This is a genomic window from Streptomyces sp. R28 (assembly GCF_041052385.1).
In the GTDB taxonomy this organism is placed as follows: Bacteria; Actinomycetota; Actinomycetes; order Streptomycetales; family Streptomycetaceae; genus Streptomyces.
Genome location: NZ_CP163439.1, coordinates 10,190,024 through 10,215,510, shown reverse-complemented (window position 1 = coordinate 10,215,510; position 25,487 = coordinate 10,190,024). Strand labels below are relative to the sequence as shown.

The following is a 25,487-nucleotide window of genomic DNA, read 5'->3' as shown; positions in this document are numbered from 1 at the left end:
CATGGTGAAGGGAAGCTTCCGTATGTCCGCTCTCACGACCTCCCCCGACGGTTTTCTGCTGCACGGCGAGCCGTTGCGGATCATCTCCGGCGCGATGCACTACTTCCGGATCCACCCCGACCTGTGGGCCGACCGGCTGCGCAAGGCCCGTCTGATGGGGCTCAACTCGGTGGAGACGTACGTGCCGTGGAACCTCCATCAGCCCGATCCGGACGGCCCCCTCGTCCTCGACGGCTTTCTCGACCTGCCCCGCTATCTGCGCCTCGCCCGCGACGAGGGCCTGCACGTCCTGCTGCGCCCGGGTCCGTTCATCTGCGCCGAGTGGGACGACGGCGGTCTGCCCGCGTGGCTGATCGCGGACCACGACATCCGGCTGCGCACCAGCGACCCGCGCTTCACCGGCGCGATCGACCGCTACCTCGACGCCCTGCTGCCCCCGCTGCTGCCGCACATGGCCGCGGCGGGCGGCCCGGTGATCGCCGTGCAGGTAGAGAACGAGTACGGGGCCTACGGCGACGACTCCGCCTACCTCAAACACCTCGAACAGGCCTTCCGCTCCCGGGGCGTCGAGGAGTTGCTCTTCACCTGCGACCAGGCCGACCCCGAGCACCTGGCTGCCGGAAGCCTCCCCGGCGTGCTGGCCACCGCGACCTTCGGCAGCCGGGTCGACCAGAACCTGGCGGAGCTGCGCGGGCACCAGCCCGAGGGCCCCTTGATGTGCGCGGAGTTCTGGATCGGCTGGTTCGACCACTGGGGCGGACCGCACCATGTGCGCAACGCCGCCGACGCCGCAGCCGACCTGGACCGCCTGCTGTCCGCGGGCGCCTCGGTCAACATCTACATGTTCCACGGCGGCACCAACTTCGGCTTCACCAACGGCGCCAACCACAAGCACGCCTACGAGCCCACCGTCACGTCCTACGACTACGACGCGGCCCTCACCGAGTGCGGCGACCCCGGCCCCAAGTACCACGCCTTCCGCGAGGTCATCGCCCGCCACGCACATGTTCCCGACGAGCCCGCCCCCGCGCCGGCTCGCAAACTCCCGCCCGTCACCGTCGAGTTGGACCGCCGATCCCCGCTCCTCCCCCTCGCGTCCACCCTCGCCGAGCCGGTCCGCACCGACGACCCGGTCACGATGAACGACCTGGGCGTGCAGACCGGTTACGCCCTCTACCGCACGACCTTCGAGGTGGCAGGCGACGGTCTGCTGCACTTCGCGGGCGGTGTCGGCGACCGCGCCCAGGTCTTCGTCGACGGTGCCCCCGTCGGCGTCCTCGAACGCGAACGCCACGACGAGACCCTCCCCGTACGCGTCCCGCGCCCCGGCGCCACGCTGGAGGTCCTCGTCGAGAACATGGGCGGCGTCAACTACGGCCCCCGCATCGGCGCCCCCAAGGGCCTCCTCGGCCCCGTCGCCTTCAACGGCACGCCCCTGCACGGCTGGGACTGCCACCCCCTGCCTCTGGACGACCTGGACGCGGTGCCCTTCGAGCCGCCCGCCACGCCCACGGCCGCCGAACCCGCCTTCCACCACGGCACCTTCGAGGTCGAGACCCCGGCCGACACCTTCCTCGCCCTGCCCGGCTGGACCAAGGGACAGGCCTGGATCAACGGCTTCCACCTCGGCCGCTACTGGAACCGCGGCCCGCAGCACACGCTGTACGTCCCCGCGCCGGTCCTGCGCCCGGGCACCAACGACCTCGTCGTCCTGGAACTGCACGCCACCACCGCCACCCGCGCCCAGCTCACCGACACCGCCGACCTCGGACCGGAGAACACCTGGTGACCCAGCCGCACCGCCTGCGCATCCCCCCACCCGCCGCTCCCCCGCTGACGGGTCACCTCCCGTTCGCCGACGCGCCCGGCGTCGCCGACCCGATCGAGGTGACCAGCCGCTGGCTCACCCGTGCGGGCCGCCCCTGGTTCCCGGTCTCCGGCGAGTTCCACTACTCCCGCTGTCCCGCCGGGCAGTGGGAGGAGGAACTGCTGAAGATGAAGGCGGGCGGTGTGACCGCCGTCGCGAGCTACCTCATCTGGATCCACCACGAGGAGGTCGAGGGCCAGGTCCGCTTCGACGGCAACCGCGATCTGCGCCGCTTCGCCGAACTGTGCGCCCGCCACGGCCTGGACTTCGTCCCCCGCGTCGGCCCCTGGTCCCACGCGGAGGTCCGCAACGGCGGCCTGCCCGACTGGCTGATGACCCGCGACTGCACGCCCCGCACCGACGACCCGGCGTATCTGGAGCCGGTGCGCGCCTGGTTCGCGGCCCTCGCCGAGCAGCTGCGCGGCCTCGACCGCGGCCACGGCGGCCCGATCATCGCGATCCAGATCGAGAACGAGCTCTACGACCAGCCCGGTCACCTGAGGACGTTGAAGCGCCTCGCCCAGGAGGCCGGCCTGAGCGCACCGATGTGGACGTCGACCGCGTGGGGCGGCGTCCAGCTCCCGGGCGACGAGCTGCTCCCCCTGTACGGCGGCTACCCCGAGGCCTTCTGGACCGAGGCGGACGGCGGCTGGCCCGACACCTGCCGCAAGCACTTCTTCTTCACCCACCAGCGCGACGACGAGGGCATCGGCGCCGACCTGCGCCCGACCACCGTCCGGGGCGGCGACCCGGACGCCTTCGCGGACCGATTTCCCTGGGCCACCTGCGAGTTGGGCGGCGGGATGGCCGTGGCCTACCACCGGCGGCCGCGGCTGGACGCCGCCGACATCGGGGCGCTCGGGCTCACCAAGATCGGCTGCGGCTCGGTGTGGCAGGGCTACTACATGTTCCACGGCGGCACGAATCCGGCCGGGGAGCACTCCACACTCCAGGAGTCCCACGCCACCAGCTACCCCAACGACCTGCCCGTCCTGACGTACGACTTCCAGGCACCGCTCGGCGAGTACGGCCAGTACCGGCCCTCGTACGACGAACTGCGCCTCCAGCACCTGCTGTTGGCGGACTTCGGCCACCTCATCGCCCCGATGGAGTCCGTGCTGCCGCAGGGCCGGCCTGAGGGCCAGCACGACCGGGACACCCTGCGCTGGGCGGTCCGCGCGGACGGCACCTCGGGCTTCCTGTTCGTCAACAACCACCAGCCGCACGAACCCCTGCCCGACCGTCCGGACACCTCCTTCACGGTTGAATTCCCGGGCGGCGCGGAGACGTTGATGCTGCCGGCCTCGCCCGTGACGGTGCCCGCGGGAGCCTACTTCTGCTGGCCGCTGCGGCTCGACGTCGCGGGTGTGCGGCTGGAGTGGGCGACCGCGCAACCGGTGTGCACGGTCGATCCCGGCGGACGTACGGTCCTCGTGCTCGCCGCCACCGACGGCATCGCGCCCGAACTCGCCCTGGACGCGGGCACGGTGAAGTCCGTGAGCGCGCCGTCCGGGGACCTCGCCGAGGTGGACGGCCGGATCCTGATCACCGGACTGCGGCCCGGCACCGACGCGCTGGTCGAGGTGGAGGCGGTGGACGGCGGGCGGGTCGGCCTGCTCGTGTTGGACGCGGCGACGGCTCGTACCGTCTACCGGGGTGAGGCGTGGGGCGCCGAGCGACTGGTGCTGTGCGCGGGCGGGGTCGTCTTCGACCACGACGAGATGCGGGTGCACAGCACCGCCGTACGGCCGTCGTTCGCCGTGCTGCCGGCGCCGGAGCATCCGCTGGTGGTGGACGGTGAGACGGTGCCCGGCGAGGCGGACGGGGTGTTCGCCCGCTACACCGTCGGGGGCGACGGCGTAGCGGGTGAGGCTTCCGCGGTGCCGGTCGCCCTCGTCCGGCCTGCCGGTCCGGCACCCGAGCCCTCGACCGGCGTACTGGAACGGGCGAGCGCGCCTGCCGACAAGTACTTCGACACGGTGGCCGCCGAGTACCGCATCGACGTACCGGAGGATCTCCCGGACGGCACCGTCCTGCGGCTGCACTGGAGCGGGGACGTGGGGCGGGCGTATGTGGGGGACGTGCTGGTCGCCGACCAGTTCTTCTCGGGGCGGGTCTGGGACATCGGACGGCTCCCGGCGGGGGCGGTGCTGCAAGTGCGGGTGCTGCCGCTGCACGCCGACGCCAGGGTCCACGTGCCGCGGGACGCGGGGGACGCGGCGCGGGCGGCTGCCGTGACGCGGGCCGAGTGGATCAGCAGCCGTGCCTGGGCGGTCCGACCGCCGGTCTGAGCGGCGTCCATCCGGGATCCCGCCCCGTCGGCCTGCCTATGCTGGGGTCTGCCGGGGCGGGACACCACCGCCGTGCCGACGTCGAGGAAACAGCCATCATGACCCGCAGCTCCGCCGACGGCTCCGCTCCGAGAGGGCGCAGCAGACGGAACTTCGCGGGCTCGCGTCCTGTGATGGACGACGTGGCCCGGCTGGCCGGTGTCTCCAAGCAGACCGTCTCACGCGTCCTCAACGACCATCCGTCGGTGCGGCCCGAGACCCGCGAGACGGTTCTGGCGGCCATGCGGACGCTCGGCTACCGACCCAGCCGCAGCGCCAGATCGCTGGCCAGCGGCAAGACCCGGATGCTCGGCGTGATCTCCTTCGACGCCGCCCGCTACGGTCCCGCCGCCATCCTCACCGCGATCAACACCGCGGCCCAGGAGGCCGGTTACCTGCTGAGCTCGATCGCACTGGACACGGCCGAGCCGGACACGGTGGTGGAGGCGGCGAACCGGCTGTCGGCCGAGGGCGCGGACGGGCTGATCGCCATCGCCCCGCAGCTGTGGGTGGGCAAGGCGCTGGCGGACACTCGCCTGGACACCCCGCTGGTCGTGCTGGAGAACGGCCTCGACGTCGATGCCCAGCAGGTCACCGGCGACTCCCGGACCGGCGCCCGCAAGGCCGTCGAGCATCTGCTCGGGCTCGGCCACCGCACCGTGTGGCACATCGCGGGCCCGACCGGCTGGACCTCCGCCGACCACCGCACGGGCAGCTGGCAGGCCTGTCTGGAGGCGGCCGGCGCCGAGGTCCCGGCCCCGCTGATCGGCGACTGGAGCGCTGACTCCGGCTATGAGCTGGGCCGACAGCTGGCCCGGCGCCCGGAGGTCACGGCCGTGTTCGTGTCCAACGACCAGATGGCTCTCGGCCTGCTGCACGCCCTGCACGAAGCCGGGCGCTCGGTCCCGGACGACGTCAGTGTCGTGGGCTACGACGACATCCCCGAGGCGGCGCACTTCCTGCCCCCGCTGACCACCGTGCGCACGGACTTCGCCGAGATCGGCACGCGTTCGCTGCGCCTGCTGCTGGACCGGCTCGACGGCGCCGCCGCGCCGCCCCGGGCCGACTCGCTGGTCCCGGTCGACCTCGTGGTCCGTCGCAGCAGCGGCCCGGCGCCGGGGCACTGACGGCCCTCCCCCGACAGCGCCCGAACGCCGACGGCTCCGTGCCCCGCCGACAGCGGGTCGGCTCCATGGCGCCGCCGCCCGTCAGCCTCCCTCTCGATCGGTCCCGTCGGTCGCCGCCCGCTGCCAGGCCGCGTCGCGCAGCAGGCGCAGTCCGTTCAGGCCGACGAGGACCGTGGAGCCCTCGTGGCCCGCGACGCCGAGCGGCAGCGGAAGGGTGCCGACCAGGTCCCAGGTGACGAGGCCGGCGATGAACACCCCGGCGATGACGAGGTTCTGCACGACGAGTTTCCGGGCCCGGCGGGAGAGGGCGACGGTGGTGGGGACGGCGGCGAGTTCGTCGCGGACGATCACCGCGGCGGCGGTCTCCAGGGCGAGGTCGGAGCCCGCCCGGCCCATGGCGACGCCGATGTGGGCGGCGGCCAGGGCGGGTGCGTCGTTGACGCCGTCCCCGACGACCATCACCTTGCGGCCCGTGCCCTCCAACTCCTTGACCGCGCCCGTCTTGTCCTGCGGAAGCAGCCCGGCACGCACGTCCTCGATGCCCGCCTCGGCGGCCAGACGGGCGGCGGCCCGGGGGTTGTCGCCGGTGAGCAGGATCGGGGCGGTGCCGGTGAGCGCGGTGAGGGAGGCGACGGTGGCGGCGGCGTCGGGACGCAGCCGGTCCGCGATACCGAGCACTCCGGCGGGGGCGCCGTCGACGACGACGAGGACTGCGGTACGGCCGGACTGCTCGAGTTCCCCGGCGAGCGCGGCGACCGGGCTCGCGTCACCGTCGGCGTGGTCGAGCAGGCGGGCCGGGGCGCCCACCTCGACCGTACGGCCGTTGACGCGGGCCCTCACCCCGACCCCGGGCGCGGAGGCGAAGCCCTGCGCGGTGGGCAGCCCGAGGCGGCGCTCGTGTGCCGCGGCCACGACGGCCCGGCCCAGCGGGTGTTCGCTGGGGTGCTCGGCGGGCGCGGCGAGCGTCAGCAACTCGCCCTCGTCCAGGCCGTATCCGGGCAGCGGCCGTACGTCGGTGACGCGCGGCGTGCCCTCGGTGAGGGTGCCGGTCTTGTCCAGCGCGACGGCGTCGACCTGGCCGAGGCATTCCATTGCCACCGCCGACTTCACCAGGACACCGTGCCGGCCGGCGTTGGCGATGGCCGACAGCAGGGGCGGCATGGTGGCCAGGACCACCGCGCACGGCGAGGCCACGATCATGAAGGTCATGGCGCGCAGCAGCGCCTCGGAGAACGCCTCACCGAAGGCGAGCGGGACACCGAACACGGCGAGCGTCGCGGCCACCATGCCCAGCGAGTAGCGCTGTTCGACCTTCTCAATGAACAGCTGGGTGGGCGCCTTGGTCTCGGACGCCTCTTGCACCATCCGTACGATCCGGGCGATCACGGAGTCGGAGGCGTCGCGTTCGACCCGGACGCGCAGGGCGCCGGTGCCGTTGAGGGTGCCGGCGAACACCTCGTCGCCCGGCTCCTTCGCGGCGGGGAGCGGTTCGCCGGTGATGGTCGCCTGGTCCACCTCACTGGCGCCGTCCAGCACCCGGCCGTCGGCTCCGACGCGCTCGCCGGGCCGTACGAGGACGGTGTCACCGACCGCCAACTCCTCGACGGGGAGGGTCTGTTCGGTGCCGTCGGGGCCGATCCGGGTGGCGGTGGCGGGGGCCAGGTCGAGCAGTCCGCGTACCGAGTCGGCGGTGCGGGCGGTGGCGAGCGCCTCCAGGGCACCCGAGGTCGCGAAGATGACGATCAGCAGGGCGCCGTCCATCACCTGCCCGATCGAGGCGGCGCCGAGCGCGGCGACGACCATCAGCAGATCGACGTCGAGGGTCCTGTCCTTCAGCGCCTTGAGCCCCTCCCAGCCCGGGTCCCAGCCACCCGTGGCGTACGACAGCGCGTACAGCGGGCCCCAGGTCCAGGCAGGAGCTCCGGTCAGCTGCAGGGGCAGCGCGAGCAGGAACAGCGCGGTGGCCGCGGCGGCCCAGCGGACCTCCGGCAGCGCGAGCAGCCGCGTACGCCGCCGGGGCACGTCGCCGGACCGCGCGGACACGGCTCGGTCGGCCGACGGCGAGGTGAGCGTGGAAGTCATGCGTGGCACGATACAGGAACAGATGAAGACTCATTCATGTCTTCATGCTGGAGCGGCTCGCATGGCTCCCCACCGCCGTGCCCGGTACCTCCCCACCACCCTGCACACGAGGTAGGTCGTGAACGAGATCGTGGTGACGTACGGGCTGATGGGAACGCTGCTGCCCAGGGCCAGCAGGATCCCGCCCTCGATGGAGGCCACCGCGAACACCACGCTCAGCGCCGGCAGGAGCACCGGCGAGGCCGTGATCCGGGCCGCGGCGGCCGCGGGCGTGACGACGAGGGTGAGGACCAGCAGCGCCCCGACGATCTGCACGGACAGCGCGACCGCGAGGCCCAGCACGATCATGAAGGCGAACGACAGCCCCCGTACCGGTACGCCGCGCGCCTCGGCCACCTCCGGGTCGGCGCTGGCGAAGGCGAGCGGCCGCCACATGACCGCCAGCGCCACGAGCACCACGGCACAGGTGCCGAGCAGCCAGGACATCTGCGGAGTGTCGACGGCGACGATCTGCCCGGTGAGCAGGCCGAACTTGTTCGCCGCGCGCCCTTTGTACAGGGCGAGGAAGAGCACGCCGAGTCCGAGGCCGAACGGCATGATGATGCCGATCACCGAGTTGCGGTCCCGGGCGCGCGTACCGAGCAGCCCGATGGCTCCGGCGGCGATCAGGGAACCGACGATCGAGCCGGCCACGATGTTCACGTCCAGCAGCAGCGCGGCCGAGGCACCGGCGAACGACAGCTCGCTGATCCCGTGCACCGCGAACGGCAGGTCCCGCATGATCACGAAGACCCCCACCAGACCGCCGACCAGGCCGAGTGCGACGCCGGCGATCAGGGAGTTGCGCACCAGGGCGAGCAGTTCGCCGTAGTTGTCGAAGTCGAAGATCTGCTGCCAGATCCCGTGGGTGATGTTCATGGCCGTACTCCGTGCGGCGGTTCGGGGTGATGCGGCTGCGCCGGCTCGTCGGGCACGCCCACTACCGTGATCCGGTCCCGGACGCGGATGACGTCGACCGGCGTGCCGTACAGCTGCGACAGCGCCTCGGAGGTCAGCACCTCGTCGGGTGTGCCGACCCGGAAGCCGCCGCGGGCGAGGTACAGCACGCGGTCCACCAGTCCCAGCACGGGGTTGATCTCGTGGGTCACGAAGACCACCGCCGTGCCGTGGGAGCGACGCCGCGCGTCCACCAGCTGCGTCACGGCCCGCTGATGGTGCAGGTCGAGGGAGAGCAGCGGCTCGTCGCACAGCAGGATCCGCGGGTCGGCGGCCAGCGCCTGCCCGATGCGTACGCGCTGGCGTTCGCCGCCGGAGAGCAGGCCGACGGGGACGTCCGCGTACGCGGTGGCCCCGACCGAGGCGAGGATCTCGTCCACGCGGCGGCGTACGGCGCCCGTGCGCAGCCGTGGTCCGAAGCCGTGCCCGTCGATGCCGAAGCGGACCAGGTCCCGGGCGCGCAGCAGGGCGTGTGCGGACAGTGTTCCCTGCTGCGGGACGTAGCCGATGTGCTTGCAGCCGCCCCGGGGCGGAAGGCCCAGCACCGTCAGCGTGCCGGCGGACAACTGCCGCCCGCCCAGCAGGGCGCGCACGAAGCTGGTCTTGCCCGATCCGTTGGGACCGAGCACGGCCAGGAACTCGCCCGGCCGTACGTCGAGATCGAGGTCCCGCCACAGCACGCGCTCGCCGTAGGAGAGGGCCGCTGCACGCAGGCTGATCACCGCGGCGTCCGTGCGAGGGCCGGACACGCCGGCGCGCCTCACTTGGCCAGTCACTTGGCCAGCGCGTTCGCGAGCGCGTCGACGTTGGCGGTCATCCAGCCGAGGTAGTCCTTGCCCTGGGGCAGGGTCTCGGTCACGGGGACGACCGGAATCCCGGCCGCCTCGGCCGCCCGCTCGGCCTGCTCGGTCTGCGGGCCAGAGGTCTGCTCGTTGTAGACCAGCGCCTTGACCTTCTTGCCGGTGAACAGTGCCAACGTGTCCCGCAGGGTCCGCGGGGAGACGTCGTCTCCTTCTTCGACGGCTTCGCTGAACGCCGCGGGCGTCGCGTTCTTCAGCCCGCTCGCCTCGATCATGTACAGCGGCACGGGCTCGGTGATGGCCACCGCCTCGCCGCCGTGGCCGGCCTTGATCTCGGCTTCCTTCTGCTCCAAGGGCTTCAGCTTCTCCTTGAAGTCCTCGGCCTTCTCGGTGAAGGTCGCGGCGTCGTCCGGGTCGACGTTGGCCAGAGCGGCGGCGATGCGGTCGGCGAGCTTGGCGACGGTGGGGAAGTCGTACCAGACGTGCTCGTTGAGCTCCCCGCCCGCCGGGGCGCTCTTGCCGGAGACCTTGACCGCGTTGATCACCTCGGCGGACGAGTCGCCGCTCGTTTTCATCATGCGGTCGATGAAGTCGTCATAACCACCGCCGTTCTCGATGACGACCTTCGCCTTGGACAGCGCCAACTGGTTCTGCGTGTTGGCCTCGTAGGAGTGCGGGTCCTGGTCGGGGTCGCTGATGATCGAGGTGACCTCCACCTTCCCGCCGCCTATCCGCTCGGCCATGTCCCCGTAGACGTCCGTCGAGGCCACCACCGGGACGGCGGACGCCGCGGCGGGGCGCTGCGCGGCGCCGCTGTCGCTTGCGGAGTCCGGCGAACTGCCGCAGCCCGCGAGGAGGATCAGGCAGGTGCCGGTTATCAGCGGGGCGAGACGTCGGGACGTGGACGCGGGCATGGGTACCTCCGAGGCAAGGCGAATGGTCCGCCGAGTTCCATCCGTCCCGGCTTCGGCCCCACGCTAGATGAAAATGGATGTCAAGAGCGTCTCTCGGGCGTCTGCGGGGGCAACCCTTACCGAGAACTCACCTACTCGGGCCGCCTGCACCGGTCGCCTGCTTTGGTCATCTGCTCCGGTCAGGGGGTGGGGACCTCGTCCAGGAGCTGGGGGCCGTTGTTGCGGACGCTGTTCACGGCCGGAGAGACGGGGCGGGCGTCCAGGTGGCCGCCTGCCGGCGGGGTGAGCAGGGTGCGCAGGTCGTGGGTGGCCTGCCGGCGCGGGTCGAGCCAGGCGTCGTAGTGGTCGGGGGTGAGCGCGAGGGGCATGCGGGGGTGGATGCGGCCTGCGGCGTCGGTGGCCTCGGTGGTGATGATGGTGCAGGTCAGCAGCCAGGCGGCAGGGTCGTCGGCATCCCTGATCTCCGGATTTCGCCAGTACTCGTACAGGCCCGCCAACGCCATCACCTGCCCGTCCTCCGGGTGGATGAAGTAGGGCTGCTTGCGGACCTTGCCCGACTTCCTGTCCTTGACCTCGTCCCACTCGTAGAAGCCGTCGGCCGGCAGCAGGCAGCGGCGTTGGGCGAACGCACGGCGGAAGGCGGGCTTCTCGTGCACGGTCTCCACCCGTGCGTTGATCAACCGCGCGCCGATCTTCGCGTCCTTCGCCCACGAGGGCACCAGGCCCCAGCGCAGGGGCCGCAGCCGACGCCGGGCCGGTTCGTCCTCGGCAGCGCCGCGTGGCGCGCGCTCCAGGACGGCCCACACCTCGTCGGTCGGGGCCACGTTCCAGCTCGGCGCGAGGGTTTCCTCCGGATGCCACTCGGCCACCTGGAACAGCTGGGCGAGGTCCTCGGGGCTGCGGGAGGAGGCATAACGGCCGCACATACTGCCACTGTGCCGCATGGGAGCGAACCGCGCTCCGGCTCGCCACCCCTCCACGCCGGTCGCGGTGTGCGCGGCACCGACGGGCTTGGACTCCGGGGAGCCGCGCCGGCGCAGGTAGATCGACAGGACGACCATCGACGCCACCGCCGGTGAGGTACTGGGCCCAGCTGACGGGGGCCTGCAGGCCGCGCAGCTGCTGTTCGTACCGGGGCAGGAGCGGGCCGAACACCTCCTCGCCGACGGTGCCGATGGGACGGGCCGTCAGCGGAGGATCACCGTGCGCCTGCCCTGGACGAACACCCGGCCTTCGCAGTGCCGGCGCACCGCTCGGGCCAGGGCTGCCGACTCCGCGTCACGGCCGATGGCGGCCAGGGTGAAGCTCGGCAGGAACGAGTGGTGGATGTTGATCATCCGGCCGGACAGGCGTGCGCACATGTCGTCGGAGAGCACCTGCATGTAGCGCGCCGGCACGGCCAGGTCGACGGCGAGGCCGCTGCGTGCGGCCTCCGTGTACGTGCCCTTCATTCGCTCAGCGCCGTCAGGGCACCTCCGGGCCGCGGTACTCGCTCATCGCGTCGATGAGCCACCGCGCCAGGTAGTCGGCGAACGAGGACCGCGGGAACAGCCGGTACGTCGGCGCGTCGTCGACCTGCCAGAGCAGTACGGCGACGGGGCCCACCGTGGTCGACACCGCCTGGCCGGGTGCGAAGGACCGGGGATGCAGGTCCAGCGGGCAGCCCTTCTCCAGCACCTGCCGGGCGGCCGGGCCACTCAGCTCCAGCGTGGTGCGGTTGGCGGAGAGGTCCACCACCGAGCCCGGGTCCGATCCCAGTGCCTCCCGCAACTCGGCGGCCACGGTGTACTGGTCGGCTTGGGCCAGCACGAGCCACTCGTCGGGGCCCAGCCAGAGGACCGTGCGGGGGCCGGATGTGGTGGTGTGGCCGCACTGGCGCGGGAGCAGTGCCCCCAGGACCTTCTCGATGCGGTCGGCCGCTTCGGAGGCGGGGTCGACGCGCAGGTTCACCATCGTGAGGAACGGCCACTCGGTCAGCGCGACGCCGCGGGCGCCGGTGACGGCAGCGGCGCGCATGCGCTCCGCCAGATGGGCCAGGGGGCTGGTGCGCAGGGCCACCGGGCCGGCGCCTGCGCCGGTCTCGAACGTCGTCTCAGCCATCTCGCTTGGTCCCTTCCGGGTCGTACAGGACGAAGTCGGTCACCTCGACGGGCACCAGGTCCTCGCCCACCGGGGCGAGCAGGGTCTGCCCCTTCCTCGCCTGCCCGTCGGCGACGAGGGCGAGGGCGAAGGGACGGCCGAGGGCCGGGCTGTGGTAGCTGGAGGTGACGTGGCCGAGCATCGGCACCGGCCCGGCCTCGGGGGTGATCGGCACGCCCGGCGCGACGAGTTGGGTGCCCTCGGGCAGCCGGGTCGTGCGGTCGCTCGGCAGCAGGCCGACCAGTTGTTTGCGGTCGGTGCGGGCGGTGTCGGCGCGGGCGTAGGACCGCTTGCCGATGAAGTCCTTCTGCTTGGAGACCACCCAGGACATGCCCGCGTCCTGCGGGGTGACGGTGCCGTCGGTGTCCTGGCCGACGATGATGTAGCCCTTCTCGGCGCGCAGGACGTGCATGGTCTCGGTGCCGTACGGGGTGATGCCGTACGGTCGGCCGATCGCGTCCACCTCCTCCCAGACCGCCAGGCCGTACCACGCGGAGACGTTGATCTCGTAGGCGAGTTCGCCGGAGAAGGAGATCCGGCAGATACGGGCCGGGATGCCGGAGGCCAGGGTCGTCTCGCGGAAGGCCATGAAGGGGAACGCCTCGGCGGACAGGTCGACGTCGGGAGCCAGATGGGCGACGACCTCGCGCGACTGCGGGCCGACGACGGCGATCGTCGCCCACTGCTCGGTCACCGAGGTGCAGTGCACGTCGAGTTCGGGCCACTCGGTCTGCAGCCACTCCTCCAGCCAGTCCAGGACCCCGGCGGCGCCGCCGGTCGTGGTGGTCATGAAGTAGCGGTTGTCGTCGAGGCGGAGTGTCACTCCGTCGTCGAAGATCATGCCGTCGGGCTTGCACATGACGCCGTAGCGGGCCATGCCGGGCTTGAGCTTCTTGAAGGCGTTGGTGTAGATGCGGTTGAGGAACTCGCCCGCGTCCGCGCCCCAGATCTCGATCTTGCCGAGGGTGGAGGCGTCCATGAACGCCACTCCCTCACGGGCCGCGCGGCACTCACGGGCCACGGCCGTGTCCATGTCCTCACCGGGCTGGGGGAAGTACCAGGGGCGCTTCCACTGCCCGACGTCCTCGAACTGAGCGCCGTGCGCCACGTGCCAGCTGTGGATGGAGGTCGTGCGCTCCGGGTCGAACAGCTCGCCGCGCTCACGACCGGCCAGGGCGGCGAAGGCCACCGGGGTGTACGGCGCGCGGTAGGCCGTGGTGCCGATCTCTCCCAGTGAACCGCCGAGGGCCTCGGCGATCACACCGATCGCGTTGACGCCGGACGTCTTGCCCTGGTCGTTGGCGGTGCCGAGCGAGGTGTACCGCTTCACGTGCTCGACGCCGCGCATGCCGGCGCCGGTGGAGCGCCAGACGTCGGCGACGGTGACGTCGCGCTGGAGGTCGACGAAGTGGGTGTCCCAGTCGCCGGGTTCGCCCTCGGGGGCGGGGACCAGCCACAGGGCGCGCGTCGGGCCGGCGGCGAGCCGCGCGACAGCGGACGGTACGGCCACCGGGAACCCGGCGTCCGTCGCGGCGCGTGCACCGGCGCGCGCTCCTTCGGCCCGGCAGCCGTCGAGGTCGTACGTCCCCCGGGCCGCCCCGACGACCTGCTGGTCCCGTACGGTCCCGTCGGGGACGAACGCGACCAGTTCCTCGTCCCAGCGCAGCCGGCCCTGGCGCTGGCTGTGCAGGTGGACCACCGGGCTCCAGCCGCCCGAGACGGCGAGCAGGTCACAGTCGAACGACTGCGGCTCACCGGTGAGTCGGCCGTCCACGTCGAGGGCCTTGACGGTGACGCCGGTGATTCGGCCTTCGCCCCCCGTGTCGACCACCGCGCTGCCCGTCAGCACCCGCACCCCTGTCGCGACGGCGACCTCGGACGCCCGGTCGGACAGCTCGGGGCGCGCGTCCACGACGGCGGCGAGGTCGATGCCGGCGGCGTGGAGGTCGGCGACCGTGTCGTAGGCGCTGTCGTTGGTCGTGCTCACCACGGCCCGCGAACCCGGGGCCACGGCATACCGGTTGAGGTAGGTGCGCACGGCCGCGGCCAGCATCACCCCGGGCCGGTCGTTGCCGGCGAAGACCAGCGGGCGCTCGTGGGCGCCGGTCGCCAGGACCACTTGGCGGGCCCGTATGTGCCACAGCCGTTGCCGCGAGACACTTTCGGGAGCGTCGGCCCCGAGGTGGTCGGTTCGCCGCTGGAGAGCCAGTACGTAGTTGTCGTCGTACGACCCGAAGGCCGAGGTCCGCCGCAGTACGACGACCTCGGGAGCGGCGTCGAGTGCGGCGCTCACGTCGGCGACCCACTTGAGGTCGGTCCGCGCTTCGGAGAGCAGCGAACCGCCGGGCTCGGGCTGGTCGTCGAGGAGGATCACGCGTGCCCCGGAGCCGGCGGCAGCGGCGGCGGCCGCGAGTCCGGCGGGTCCGGCGCCGACGACCAGGACGTCGGTGTGCGCGTACTTCTTGTCGTAGACGGCCGGGTCGGGGGTCGGGTCGAGCCGGCCCATCCCGGAAAGCGTGCCGGCGGACAGGCCGTCGTAGAGCTCGACCGTCGTCGCCGGGAGCATGCCCTCCGAGCACGGACCATCGATCTGCACAAGGGCGTTGGGCTCCTCGACGCCTGCGCCGACGATGCCGCGCGGGCGGTCGCGGTAGAGCGACGGGGCGACCTCGACGAGGCCGTTCGCCAGCATCGCCGAGGCGACGGTGTCTCCGGGGTGCCCGGTCAGCTCCCGTCCGTCGACGGTGAACCGCAGCACGGCGGTGCGGTCGATACGGCCGCCCCGCGGGAGCCGGAAGTGCTGGTGGGTCATCGGTTCCCTCCGGCCTGGGGCAGTTCGGGGCGGGGCTCGTCGAGCCGATAGGAGGCGAGCACCTCGTGGGTGGCGGTGTCGCGCAGGGCGTTGAACCAGCGGCGGCAGCCGATGCTGTGCATCCACCGCTCGGCGAAGGGGCCCTTGGGGTTGTCGCGGTAGAAGACGAACTCGGCCCACTGCGCGTCGGTGAGTTCCGAGGGGTTCTCGGGGTAGGCCACATGGGCCTGTCCGCCGTAGTGGTACTCGGTCTCGTCCCGAGGACCGCACCATGGACAGGTGATCAGCAGCACGGTGTCCTCCTCAGTGGGCCACGGCTGCGGCGCCGTGTTCGTCGATCAACGCGCCCGTCCTGAAACGGTCGAGGGCGAAGGGAGCGTTCAAGGGATGGGCCTCGCCGGTGGCGAGGGTGTGCGCGAAGGTCCAGCCCGCGGCCGGGGTGGCCTTGAACCCGCCGGTGCCCCAGCCGCAGTTGACGTAGAGGTTCTCGACAGGGGTGGCGCTGATGATCGGGGAGGCGTCCGGCGTGACGTCGACGATGCCGCCCCAGGTCCGCAGCACATGCGCCCGCGCGAAGATCGGGAACAGCTCGACGGCGGCGGCCATCTGCTGCTCGATGACGTGGAAGGAGCCGCGCTGCCCGTATCCGTTGTACGAGTCGACGCCCGCGCCCATCACCAGCTCGCCCTTGTGTGCCTGAGACACATAGACGTGCACGTGGTTCGACATGACCACCGTGGGGTGCACCGGCTCGTGCAGTTCGGAGACCAGTGCCTGCAGCGGATGCGACTGCACCGGCAGCCGTACGCCCGCCCGCTCGGCCAGCACGCTGCTGTGCCCGGCCGCCGCGAGGCCGACCCGGCCGGCGTGGATGCGGCCGCGGTTGGTCTCGACACCCACGACCCGGTCGCCGTCCTTGAGGAAGCCGGTGACCTCGCAGCCCTGGATCAGGTCCACGCCCATCTCGTCGGCGCGGCGGGCCAGCGCCCAGGCGACGTGGTCGTGCTTGGCGATGCCGGCCCGCGGCTGGAAGGTGCCGCCGAGGACCGGATAGCGGGTGCGGGACGAGACGTTGAGGATGGGGCAGACCTTGGCGATCTCCTCGGGTTCGAGCCACTCGGCGTCGACTCCGTTGAGGCGGTTGGCGTTGACGCGGCGCACGCCCTCGCGGACGTCCTGGAGGGTGTGCGCGAGGTTGAGGACTCCTCGCTGGCTGAACAGGAAGTCGTAGTCCAGCTCCTCCGGGAGCCCTTCCCACAGCTTGAGCGCGTGCTCGTAGATCGCCGCGCTCTCGTCCCAGAGGTAGTTGGAGCGGATGATCGTGGTGTTGCGGGCCATGTTGCCGCCGGCCAGCCAGCCCTTCTCCAGGACGGCGACGTTGGTGATGCCGTGGTTCTTGGCGAGGTAGTAGGCGGTGGCCAGACCATGGCCGCCCGCGCCGACGATGACGACGTCGTACGAGGAGCGCGGCTCGGGGTTGCGCCAGAGGAAGTCCGGATGCTCCGGCAGCGGCTCGGTGGTCATGCCGCGTCTCCGTTCAGGTGGGGCAGGCGGGGCAGGTGGGGGTAGAGAGGGAACGCGGCGGCGAGCTTCTCGACGCGGTCGCGCAGCACGCCCGCGCGCTCGTCGCCGAGCTGCTCCTCCTTCAAGGCCTGGGCGATGATGTCGGCGACCTCACGGAACTCGGCCTCGCCGAAGCCCCGGGTGGCCAGGGCCGGGGTGCCGATCCGCAGGCCCGACGACACCATCGGCGGGCGGGGGTCGAACGGCACGGCGTTGCGGTTGACGGTGATGCCGATGCGGTGCAGCCGGTCCTCGGCCTGTCGGCCGTCCAGGGCGGAGTTGCGCAGGTCCACGAGGACCAGGTGGACCTCGGTGCCGCCGGTCAGGACCGTGATCCCGGCCTCGGCCACGTCGTCGGCCAGCAACCGTCCGGCGAGGATGCGGGCGCCGTCCAGGGTGCGCCGCTGACGCTCCTTGAACTCCTCCCCCGCCGCCACCTTGAAGGCCACCGCCTTCGCCGCGATGACGTGCTCGAGCGGGCCGCCCTGCTGGCCGGGGAAGACCGCGGAGTTGATCTTCTTGGCCAGGTCTGCGCGGCTGAGGATCACCCCGCCGCGCGGGCCGCCGAGGGTCTTGTGCGTGGTGGTCGTGACGACATCGGCGTACGGCACGGGGCTCGGGTGGAGGCCCGCGGCCACCAGCCCGGCGAAGTGCGCCATGTCCACCATCAGGTACGCGCCCACCGCGTCGGCGATCCGCCGGAACGCGGCGAAGTCCAGCCGGCGGGAGTAGGCCGACCAGCCGGCGACGATCATCTTGGGCCGGTGGGCGAGGGCGAGCTGCTCGACCTCGTCCATGTCGACGCGCATGTCGGACTCGCGCACGTGGTACGGCACGACGTCGTAGAGCTTGCCGGAGTAGTTGATGCGCATGCCGTGGGTCAGGTGACCGCCGTGCGCCAGGTCGAGGCCGAGGATCGTGTCGCCCGGCTCGAGCAGCGCGAACATGGCGGCCGCGTTGGCCTGGGCCCCGGAGTGCGGCTGTACGTTCGCGGCCTCGGCGCCGAACAGCTCCTTGACGCGGGAGATGGCCAACCGCTCGATGACGTCGACGTGTTCGCAGCCGCCGTAGTAACGGCGGCCCGGATAGCCCTCGGCGTACTTGTTGGTGAGCACCGAGCCCTGGGCCTCCATGACGGCGGCCGGGGCGAAGTTCTCCGAGGCGATCATCTCGAGGGTCGACTGCTGGCGGTGCAGTTCGGCGTCCACAGCGGCGGCGACGTCCGGGTCGAGTTCACTGAGCGGCTGGCCGAGAGGGGAGGCGAGTGTGCTGGTCGACGGGTTGGCTGCCATCTGTGCACCATCCTGGGGGCCGACTAATACGCTACTGATATATCAGGCTGTGCGGTACGGTATGGGAGCTCGCCGGTCAGGTCAAGGGGGCTTTTCATGCAGCAAGTGGCGACCGAGCCCAGGGGCGAGGAACTGTCCCTCGCCGAGCGCGCCTACCGCGCCGTCCGCGACCGGCTCGTCATGCTCGAGATCCGCCCCGGCGCGCCGATCAACGAGGAACAGCTGGCGCAGTCCCTCGGCGTCGGACGGACGCCGGTGCGCGAGGCGCTCAAGCGGCTCCAGTACGAGCGCCTGATCACGACCTACCCCCGACGCGGCACCTTCGCCACCGAGGTCAACATCACCGACCTGGCCCACATCTCCGAAGTGCGCCAGGAGCTGGAGCCCCTCGCCGCCGCCCAGGCCGCACGGCGCGCCACGGCCACGGACCGGGCGGCCCTCACGGCCCTACTGCGGGAGCTGGAGAGGGCGGATTCCGGCCGGCACGACGCCGCCGAGCTGATGCACCTCGACCTCCAGGTCCACCGCGCCGTCTACGCGGCCGCGCACAACCCGTACCTGGAGGACACCCTCGTCCGCCACGACAACCTGGCCACCCGCATCTGGTGCCTGTTCATCGACCGGCTGTCCGACATGGCCGGTCACGTCGAGGAGCACGGACCGCTGATCGAGGCGATCGTCGCCGGTGACCCCGACCGGGCGGCCCAGCTGGCCCGCGCTCACGTCGAGGGCTTCGAGCGGGCCATTCGCGCGGCCATCTGACCCCGCGCCGAGAGGCCTCGATGCACGGCGCCCCGTAGATCCTCCCTGCCCAGGTGCGGCCTGCCCGCCAGGGTCGTCCACAGATGCGGGGCGATGTCGCCCTCGGGGAGCTGGGCGATCATGTAACGGACGCAGCGTTCGATCTTGACCGCCACAGCCGGGCCGCCTCGTTGCCGTCGGCGTCGCGCAGGGCGTCGTAGACGGCGGTGTCCTCGTTGGTGATGGTGTCGAACGCCTGGCTGTAGTCCATGTCCAGAACCGTCACGAACACGCGCAGCCGTGCCGTGATGGCGGCGGGCTCCGGCCTCTGCAAGATCGTCAACCAGAAGAGCGGGCTGCTGCTCGGCATCCAGGACATGGGCACGGCCGACGGCGGCAAGGCCCTGATCTGGGGTGACAACGGCACCGCCGACCACCTCTGGCAGGCCATCCCGGGCCGCGACTGCTACTACAAGCTCGCCAACTGCAACAGCGGGCGGCTACTCGGCGTGGACCAGATGAGCACGTCGTCGGGCGCGCAGGTCCTGCAGTGGTCGGACAACGGCACGGCGGACCGTCTCTGGAAGCTGACGGCTCGCTAGCCCACCCTCCTGGGACACCTGCGCCCCTGGCCGATGTCGGCGGCCAGAGGCACAGGCATTCCCTGAGCCTCTTCGACGATCTCCTCGAACGGGCCGGCAGCACGTTCGCCAACCACCTCGGCCGACCTGCTCACCCGTACACGAGCAGGACCTCTCCCGCCGCGGCGGGATCTCAGGTCGACGCAGCCGGCGACACCAGCTCCTCCAGCTTGCCCAGACCCTGCGTCCAGCCTTCCTCGTGAAGAGCCCGGCGCCGCTCAGTGGCGAAGTCACCCTGAGTGAAAACCAGCTCGGTCGCCGTACCGCCGATGTCGCGGAGAGACAGCGTCACCATCGTCTCCCGATCCTCGGGATCGGGATCCTCCCACCGGAAGGTGTAAGACAGGCGTTCAGGTGGTTCGACCTCAAGGAACTCGCCCACCAGGTAGAACAGGTCGCCTTCCGGAGGCTGCATCGCGATCCGATAACTGCCTCCTGGCCGAAGGTCGCTCTCCGCACTCGGGGTGGCGAACCCGTCAGGGCCCCACCACTTGGCCAGCTCTTCTGGTTCGGTCAAGGCTCGGAATACGAGTGAGCGCGGTGCGCGAAGGACGCGCTGCAGATGCAGCCTCAGCCCACCGTCGCACATCATCACGAACCTCCTTCACCCCTCCTTCGACCGAAGGCGTCAGGGATCTGAAGGCCTCCAGGACACGGAGCAGTGCTGCTGAGAGCGTTGTGCCATGCGACCAGTCAACGGGTCGCATGGCAGAGCCAGACATCCGCCGGCTCGCCGGCGGATGTCTGGCCGGCGCGCATACGTCCGGCCGGGGCAATCCGGGTGGTGTCGCGGCTGACCGCAACAGCAGCAGCGTGTGTCGGCGCAGCTTGGCGCCCGCACCGACACAACGCGCCCCGTACCTGACCGGGTGGTCAGAAGATCGGCGTCTGCGCCTGGACCTCGGCGAGCCCCTCTTCCATGGTCAGCGACGGCAGCACACGAACGCGGTTCCAGTGCGGGAGGCGAGCCTCCATCAGGAAACGGTCGACATTCTCGACCTTGTCGGACTGCACGACCGCGACGATCGTGTGCTCACGGTTGACGAAGGGACCGGCCACGATGTCGACGCCTGTCTTCTGGGCGAGGTTCGGCATGTCAGGAGCGGTCTTCAGCAGCAGGTCGCGCGTCGTCGCGTTCGCGGTCGGACAGACTTCCGGATCGTGGGTCGCGATCAGGACGAAATGCATCTCAAGGTTCCTTTCCATTCGAGGACCCTTGATCTCAGGCTAAGTCGCCCGGAGGTGCTCCGCGACCGGCGATCCCGGTCGCGACCGTCCGCTCCGGCTGGGCAACGACGCCCTCCCTTGAGGCGCCGGTGGCGCAATGCCACCGGCCACACAAGTTGAACCAGAACCGAGAACCGGCAACGCCGGCGCGCCCTCGCCGGGCGCGGCCGGCTGACGTCGTTTGGGTGACTCGTCTTGTTCCGTGCGAGGGAGCGTGCCGGTACGGCGCGCCGGGAGCCCGCCTACTGTGCCGATGGCGACTGCGCGAATCGCAGGATGTTGCCGTTCGGGTCGATGACTTGCATCGTCGGCCCGCCGGGCGCGGCCAGGTCGATTCCGGGTCGCATCGGCGCGTTTGGACGGGTCAGCAGCTCCTTGTGCAGCGCGGATAGGTCACGTACGGGGAACCAGACCACGCCCTGCGGGCTGCCGTCGCCGTGGTGCTCGGACAGGTGCAGGACGGCTGCCGAGCGCGAGACTTGAACGTACAGCGGCAGCCCGGCTTCGAATCGGTGCTCCCAGTCCAGGGTGAATCCCAGGTAGTCGAGGTAAACGGCAGCACCTGAGCGACGGACATGACGCGCAGCACCGGCACACCCGGGCTGATGGCCGGTGCGGACGAGCGGCCGGCGATCGCGGCCAGGACATTCCAGTCCTTGGCACCGAACCGATGGGCGATCAGTTCGAGCGCGAGGCTGTACGGGATCTCCGCGCCCGCGGCGGCCAGGTCCTCACGCAGGAGTTTGGCAAGCCTCTTGGCATGGTCGGTGTCGGTGGACGTCATTGCGTCGGCTTCCCACGCGGCCCGTCCCGCCGATGCTCGCGTTGTCGGCCGGTGCCGCGTTCAGGTGAGCCGATGCGAGGCGACCCACGGCGCATTCACCCAACCCCGAAGGGCGCGAGCGGCCGGCTGCACCAGGCCGCTGGTGATGCTACCGGTCGGTCTGGCCGCCCCGCTACCACAAGCGGCTACGCCTCGCGGCCCTCCTTCTGCGGGGCCCGGACCTGGCGTTGGACGTGCAGGCTGGCGTCGGTCCGAACGGGAAGACGGTGTCGGCGGTCCCGCCACTTTCACCTTGAGGTCCAGCCTGTGGCGGTGTCCTGCGCCTGGGCACCCTGGCGAACCTTGGCGCTCAGTCCGCCGCGAGAGCGTCCGAGGCCGCGGTCAGCCGGTTCGTTTCCGACCCGCGGCCCCTTTTAGTGCTCCGGCAGCGTACTGACGGGCCCGAACGACGGTGGAGTCGACCGACGCGGTCCGCCCGCCGCCGCCCTCGGACCAGATCGGCCGGCACCAGCGACCCGATCCGCCCCCCATCGCATTGGTGATCACTGCCGGGCAGCCGCATCCGCGCAACCGACAAACCCATCAAAGAGATACGCGCCACGCGCTTCCGATCCGAGAGCGCGTGTCCTAGCGCGCCATTAGCAGATATTGGACTATTTGCCGCTAATCTCCCGTAACTGTACGAAGTCGATCTCTTGCGGATCGCACCACCCACCTCACTCCACCGGAGATGAAACATGCACAAGCTTCGCAAGGCGGCCGTCATGGTCGTCGCCCTCGGCAGCGTCGGATTCCTGAGCGCCGGCACTGCCACTGCCCAGGGCGACGACGGCCACGGCGGCAAGGGCGGCGGCCAGTACAGCGTCCTGCAGAGCAGCAGCTGCAAGTCGCACGACCTCAACCTCGACATTCTCGGCCAGGTCGGCATTCTCAACGGCCTGCTGGGCAACGCGCTCAACGGCGAAGGCAACGCGGGCGGGCAGTCCAAGCACCTGGGCTCGACCATGGGCTGCGACAACAAGGCCTTCTAGGGCGAGATTCGAAAAGTGCCGTTGTGTCAGGTTGGCCGTTCGGGACAGAGCCGGGCGGCCAGCCAGACGATGGCCGTGCGGCGTCCCTGCCGGGTGTGAAAGTCCCAGGGTGCGGCCGCCGACTGGCCGTGCACGCCAGCCAGCTCAGCCCCTACCGCGGCTGGGGGCTGCGGCACAGGAACTGGGGGCCGGGGGGCCGGCTGGGCCGGGGGGCGGGGGGCCGGGGTGGCCGGGGGGCCGCTGGGCTTGTATCCGCCCGACACGTTCCGGATCTGCCAGACGGTCGTGGCGACCCTGCCGGCTTCCTCTTCCCCGGGCGGAGGCTGTGCTGTCCCGCCCGGACGGCGCCGAGTGTCCCGAGCTGCGAGTGCGGCCTGGCCTTCTGCCGATGTGCTGATGATCTTCCGCTTCTCTTCCGCCGACAGCCGGGGCACCGCGCCTGGACCGCGCCCTGGCCAAGGTCGCCAGACGCGGCGGGGAGGCCGTGCTGATCGACGGCACCCTCATCCCCACCCGCCGCCACACTGGCAAGGACAACCGCAAGAACTATTCGGGGAAGCACAAGCGCCACGGCCCGCACTTCCTCGCGCTCACCGACGAACGCGGACGCCTGATCTGGATCTCAGCCGCGAGGCCCGGGCGCACCCACGACATCACCGCCGCCCGCCACGACCACATCGTCGAGCACCTGAAAGCCGCCGGCCGCGCCCCCGTCGAGCACGGCTTCGCGCACCTGAAGACCTGGCGCATCCTCACCAAACTCCGCACGAGCCCCGCCCGCGCCACCAACCTGCTCCGCGCCCTGCTCGTCCTGACGAACCTCGAACTCGACCGCTGACAGACGATCAAGACCGAAGACAGCCGCCCACGACCAGCACGAGCACCCACGACCCCCGCCACACCAGCAGCCGCACCAGCGAAAACCAAGATGATGGATCTTCAGTGAAGATCCGACTGGACCTCGGTCAGTCGATGCCTTCGACGATGCGGAAGTCGCGCTCGACGCCGTCGGAGAGGGCGACCAGTGCCTCCTGGTAGGCCGCACTCTCGCGCGCCGCGACGGCCTGCTCGAAGCTGTCGAACTCGACCAGGACGGTGCGCTCGGCGATTCCGGCGTCATACGCCACGACCCGACCGCCACGGACGAAGGTCCGGCCGCCCCAGGGCTGGACGGCCTGACGGGCCAGCTTGTTGTAAGCAGCCAGCTTCTCAGGGTCTGAAATGGTGCGGTAGACGCTGACCCAGTAGCCCTTGGGCATGGAACCTCCAGTGTTGGGATGAGTGCATCTGACTTACGGGTTGGTCTCGGACGAGCGTCGGAGGGCGAGAGCGAGGCTTGTCAGCGTCGTGATCGCCATGGCGCCGATGCCGACCAGCGCCGCGGTGGTGTAGGCGCTGTCGTCGGGGAAGAGGTGGCCGGGGCCGGTGCCCGCGGCGAGGATCAGGCCGCCGATGGCGCTGCCCAGGGAGTACCCGACGCTGCGGACGACGTAGTTGAAGCTCATGGCGCTCGACGTCTCGCTCTTGGGGGTGACGGCCAGGATGACGCCGGGCATCGCGGCCGAGAAGCCGCCGACGCCGAAGCCGAGCACGCCCATCGCCGCGAACAGTTCAGCCAGGTCCGACCGGGCCGCCGCGAACAGGGCGAACCCGCCGCCGACCACGACGGCGCTGCCGGCCAGGAGCAGGGGGTCGGCGATCCGCGTCCGGACCCGCGGCGTGAGCTTGCCGGCGACGAACCCCAGCACCGAGAACGGGATGAGGACCAGCCCGGCGACGAAGGTCGTCAGCCCGAAGCCGTAGGCGGCGCCGTGCGGCGTCTGCGCGTACCGGGTGATGAGCGTGAGCAGGAGGGACATGCCGATCCCGCCGACGAACATGGCGAGGTTCGCCCAGGCGACCGCCGGGTGCCGCACCGCCCGCACATCGACCAGGGGCGTCGTGCTGCGCAGCTCGATGACGGCCCAGACGCAGAGCAGCACCACCGCGACGACGGCGAGGCCCGCCGCCACGGTGAGGTGCCGGCTCCACAGATTCCGTTCGCCGGCGAGGAACAGCACCAGGAGCAGCGCAGCGGCCAGGACGACCGCGCCTGCCACGTCCACGTGGGCAAAGCGGCCTCCGGGGGCTTCGGGCATGGAGCGCCACGCGGTCAGGAGGGCGGCGGCGGTGACGACCAGGCCGAGGCCGTAGGCGGCCCGCAGGCCGCCGAGCTCGGCGAGCAGTGCGGCCAGCGGGTAGCCGACGCCGGCCCCGATGATCGAGACCACCGAGATCAGGGCGATCACGGCCGCGCTGCGCTCCTCGGGGAGGTGGTCCCGGGCCACGCCCATCATCAGCGCCGTCAGCCCGAGCCCGACGCCCTGGGCCGCCCTGCCGGCCAGCAGCCACGCGAACGGCAGCGGCAGCACGGTGAGCGCGCCGCCGGCGACGACGACCGCCAACGTGGCGAGGACCGTGGCCCGCCGGTGCGGGCCGGCTCCGAGCCGGCCCAGGACCGGCGTGGCGACGGCGCCGCTGAGCAGCGCGACGGTCAGCGTCCACTGCGCGCTGCCGAGCGAGACCTGGAACGAGGTCGCCACGCTGGTGATGAGGGGCGTCCCGAGGCTGGCGACCGCCGCCACGACCAGAGCGATGAACATCAGGGCGGGGACCAGCAGCCGCGCCTCGGAACGCACCACCAAGAACGCCTTCACCGCCTCCCCGCCGGTCGGCTGCCCGGTCACTGCTTCGGCCCTTCGCGGTCCTGGCTTTCGAGCTCCGCCAGATGCTTCAGCGCCGGAAGGGCCGCCACCAGCGCCTCGACCTCGTCGCCGGTGAGCTCGCCGATCAACCGCTCGAACGCGTGGACGCCCGCCTGGCGCCGCGTCCGGACATAGGAGGCGCCGGCCTCGGTCAGGCACACCAGCGTGACCCGCTTGTCGGACGCGTCGCCCCGCCGCTCGACCAGGCCGGACTCCTCCATCACCCGGACCAGGGCGGTCATCGCGGGCTGGGTGACGCCCTCGACCGCGGCCAGATCGGTGATGCGCCGCGGGCCGGTCCGGTCCAGGGTGGCCAGGGTGGCGGCGGACGTCAGGCTCATGTCCCGGGGCAGGCGTCTCGCGGCCCTGGTGGCCAGGCCGTAGAGGGCTGCCCCGA

At 71.4% G+C, this 25,487-nt stretch carries 24 protein-coding genes and 2 pseudogenes; 7 read left to right on the top strand and 19 right to left on the bottom strand.

All coding sequences use genetic code 11. The annotated features are described in order from the left end of the window. Positions 1-22: 22 nt before the first annotated feature. The 3 genes from AB5J49_RS44545 (at position 23) to AB5J49_RS44535 (ending at position 5,324) form a co-directional block, all read left to right on the top strand. Positions 23-1,789, top strand: a complete 1,767-nt coding sequence (locus AB5J49_RS44545; RefSeq protein WP_369174562.1) for a beta-galactosidase — start codon at positions 23-25, stop codon at positions 1,787-1,789. After that, positions 1,786-4,158 (top strand): beta-galactosidase, encoded by a 2,373-nt coding sequence (locus AB5J49_RS44540; RefSeq protein ID WP_369174561.1) that lies wholly within the window; start codon positions 1,786-1,788, stop codon positions 4,156-4,158. The genes AB5J49_RS44545 and AB5J49_RS44540 overlap by 4 nt, the downstream gene beginning before the upstream one ends. 98 nt (positions 4,159-4,256) lie before the next feature. Continuing rightward, positions 4,257-5,324 carry a LacI family DNA-binding transcriptional regulator gene (locus tag AB5J49_RS44535; RefSeq protein WP_369174560.1) on the top strand — a complete coding sequence of 356 codons (1,068 nt, stop codon included), beginning with the start codon at positions 4,257-4,259 and terminating at the stop codon, positions 5,322-5,324. 81 nt (positions 5,325-5,405) lie between these two features. On the opposite strand, the gene AB5J49_RS44530 is transcribed toward AB5J49_RS44535, so the two are convergent. The 11 genes and pseudogenes from AB5J49_RS44530 to glyA form a co-directional block, all read right to left on the bottom strand. Beyond that, a complete protein-coding gene (locus AB5J49_RS44530; protein WP_369174559.1) occupies positions 5,406-7,406 on the bottom strand; it encodes a heavy metal translocating P-type ATPase in 2,001 nt (666 codons plus the stop codon). 42 nt (positions 7,407-7,448) lie between these two features. Next, positions 7,449-8,324: a metal ABC transporter permease gene (locus AB5J49_RS44525; RefSeq protein WP_369174558.1), complete on the bottom strand. Its 876-nt coding sequence runs from the start codon at positions 8,322-8,324 to the stop codon at positions 7,449-7,451. Further along, entirely contained in the window at positions 8,321-9,151 is an 831-nt protein-coding gene (locus AB5J49_RS44520; RefSeq protein WP_369174557.1) for a metal ABC transporter ATP-binding protein, read from the bottom strand. Before AB5J49_RS44520 ends, AB5J49_RS44525 begins: the two co-directional genes overlap by 4 nt. A 23-nt stretch (positions 9,152-9,174) precedes the next feature. Next, on the bottom strand, positions 9,175-10,116 hold the full coding sequence (locus tag AB5J49_RS44515) for a metal ABC transporter solute-binding protein, Zn/Mn family (protein ID WP_369174556.1): 942 nt from the start codon (positions 10,114-10,116) through the stop codon (positions 9,175-9,177). Positions 10,117-10,295: 179 nt separating this feature from the next. Next, positions 10,296-11,186 (bottom strand): DUF6766 family protein, encoded by an 891-nt coding sequence (locus AB5J49_RS44510; RefSeq protein WP_369174555.1) that lies wholly within the window; start codon positions 11,184-11,186, stop codon positions 10,296-10,298. A gap of 117 nt (positions 11,187-11,303) precedes the next feature. Next, a pseudogene (locus AB5J49_RS44505) lies at positions 11,304-11,525 on the bottom strand (formyltransferase family protein); the annotation flags it as partial. A gap of 55 nt (positions 11,526-11,580) precedes the next feature. Further along, positions 11,581-12,216, bottom strand: a complete 636-nt coding sequence (locus AB5J49_RS44500; RefSeq protein ID WP_369174554.1) for a sarcosine oxidase subunit gamma — start codon at positions 12,214-12,216, stop codon at positions 11,581-11,583. Continuing rightward, positions 12,209-15,067 (bottom strand): sarcosine oxidase subunit alpha family protein, encoded by a 2,859-nt coding sequence (locus AB5J49_RS44495; RefSeq protein ID WP_369174553.1) that lies wholly within the window; start codon positions 15,065-15,067, stop codon positions 12,209-12,211. The genes AB5J49_RS44500 and AB5J49_RS44495 overlap by 8 nt, the downstream gene beginning before the upstream one ends. Next, positions 15,064-15,360 carry a sarcosine oxidase subunit delta gene (locus AB5J49_RS44490; RefSeq protein ID WP_369174552.1) on the bottom strand — a complete coding sequence of 99 codons (297 nt, stop codon included), beginning with the start codon at positions 15,358-15,360 and terminating at the stop codon, positions 15,064-15,066. Before AB5J49_RS44490 ends, AB5J49_RS44495 begins: the two co-directional genes overlap by 4 nt. A gap of 10 nt (positions 15,361-15,370) precedes the next feature. Then, positions 15,371-16,591, bottom strand: a complete 1,221-nt coding sequence (locus AB5J49_RS44485; protein ID WP_369174551.1) for a sarcosine oxidase subunit beta family protein — start codon at positions 16,589-16,591, stop codon at positions 15,371-15,373. After that, positions 16,588-17,922: a serine hydroxymethyltransferase gene (glyA, locus tag AB5J49_RS44480; protein ID WP_369174550.1), complete on the bottom strand. Its 1,335-nt coding sequence runs from the start codon at positions 17,920-17,922 to the stop codon at positions 16,588-16,590. The genes AB5J49_RS44485 and glyA overlap by 4 nt, the downstream gene beginning before the upstream one ends. Before the next feature lie 96 nt (positions 17,923-18,018). Here glyA and AB5J49_RS44475 point away from each other — a divergent pair, with 96 nt between their 5' ends. After that, on the top strand, positions 18,019-18,684 hold the full coding sequence (locus AB5J49_RS44475) for a GntR family transcriptional regulator (protein ID WP_369174549.1): 666 nt from the start codon (positions 18,019-18,021) through the stop codon (positions 18,682-18,684). A gap of 118 nt (positions 18,685-18,802) precedes the next feature. Here the strand turns inward: AB5J49_RS44475 and AB5J49_RS44470 are convergent, their stop codons facing one another. Then, the gene (locus tag AB5J49_RS44470; RefSeq protein WP_369174548.1) at positions 18,803-18,934 is read right to left on the bottom strand and encodes a hypothetical protein; all 132 of its coding nucleotides are present in this window, start codon (positions 18,932-18,934) and stop codon (positions 18,803-18,805) included. On the opposite strand from AB5J49_RS44470, the gene AB5J49_RS44465 reads away from it, so the two are divergent. Then, positions 18,933-19,265, top strand: a complete 333-nt coding sequence (locus AB5J49_RS44465) for an RICIN domain-containing protein (RefSeq protein ID WP_369174547.1) — start codon at positions 18,933-18,935, stop codon at positions 19,263-19,265. The two genes, AB5J49_RS44470 and AB5J49_RS44465, sit on opposite strands and share 2 nt — an antisense overlap. Positions 19,266-19,437: 172 nt before the next feature. Here AB5J49_RS44465 and AB5J49_RS44460 read toward each other — a convergent pair whose 3' ends face one another. From AB5J49_RS44460 to AB5J49_RS44445, 4 genes and pseudogenes are all read right to left on the bottom strand, one after another. Further along, positions 19,438-19,896: an SRPBCC domain-containing protein gene (locus AB5J49_RS44460; RefSeq protein WP_369175459.1), complete on the bottom strand. Its 459-nt coding sequence runs from the start codon at positions 19,894-19,896 to the stop codon at positions 19,438-19,440. Between the two features lie 281 nt (positions 19,897-20,177). Continuing rightward, a complete protein-coding gene (locus AB5J49_RS44455; RefSeq protein WP_369174546.1) occupies positions 20,178-20,492 on the bottom strand; it encodes a hypothetical protein in 315 nt (104 codons plus the stop codon). A 281-nt stretch (positions 20,493-20,773) separates the two neighbouring features. Beyond that, on the bottom strand, positions 20,774-21,058 hold the full coding sequence (locus AB5J49_RS44450) for a glyoxalase superfamily protein (RefSeq protein ID WP_369175458.1): 285 nt from the start codon (positions 21,056-21,058) through the stop codon (positions 20,774-20,776). A gap of 125 nt (positions 21,059-21,183) precedes the next feature. Continuing rightward, a pseudogene (locus AB5J49_RS44445) lies at positions 21,184-21,315 on the bottom strand (glyoxalase superfamily protein); the annotation flags it as partial. A 737-nt stretch (positions 21,316-22,052) separates the two neighbouring features. Here AB5J49_RS44445 and AB5J49_RS44440 point away from each other — a divergent pair. Further along, positions 22,053-22,346 (top strand): hypothetical protein, encoded by a 294-nt coding sequence (locus AB5J49_RS44440; protein ID WP_369174545.1) that lies wholly within the window; start codon positions 22,053-22,055, stop codon positions 22,344-22,346. 484 nt (positions 22,347-22,830) lie between these two features. Beyond that, on the top strand, positions 22,831-23,184 hold the full coding sequence (locus AB5J49_RS44435; RefSeq protein WP_369174544.1) for a transposase family protein: 354 nt from the start codon (positions 22,831-22,833) through the stop codon (positions 23,182-23,184). A gap of 127 nt (positions 23,185-23,311) precedes the next feature. Here AB5J49_RS44435 and AB5J49_RS44430 read toward each other — a convergent pair whose 3' ends face one another. From AB5J49_RS44430 to AB5J49_RS44420, 3 genes are read right to left on the bottom strand one after another with little or no spacing between them, the layout of a single operon-like run. Next, the gene (locus tag AB5J49_RS44430) at positions 23,312-23,605 is read right to left on the bottom strand and encodes a DUF1330 domain-containing protein (protein WP_209212490.1); all 294 of its coding nucleotides are present in this window, start codon (positions 23,603-23,605) and stop codon (positions 23,312-23,314) included. A gap of 33 nt (positions 23,606-23,638) precedes the next feature. After that, the gene (locus AB5J49_RS44425; protein ID WP_369174543.1) at positions 23,639-25,072 is read right to left on the bottom strand and encodes an MFS transporter; all 1,434 of its coding nucleotides are present in this window, start codon (positions 25,070-25,072) and stop codon (positions 23,639-23,641) included. Next, positions 25,069-25,431 (bottom strand): MarR family winged helix-turn-helix transcriptional regulator, encoded by a 363-nt coding sequence (locus tag AB5J49_RS44420; protein ID WP_014173936.1) that lies wholly within the window; start codon positions 25,429-25,431, stop codon positions 25,069-25,071. The genes AB5J49_RS44425 and AB5J49_RS44420 overlap by 4 nt, the downstream gene beginning before the upstream one ends. Positions 25,432-25,487 lie beyond the last annotated feature (56 nt).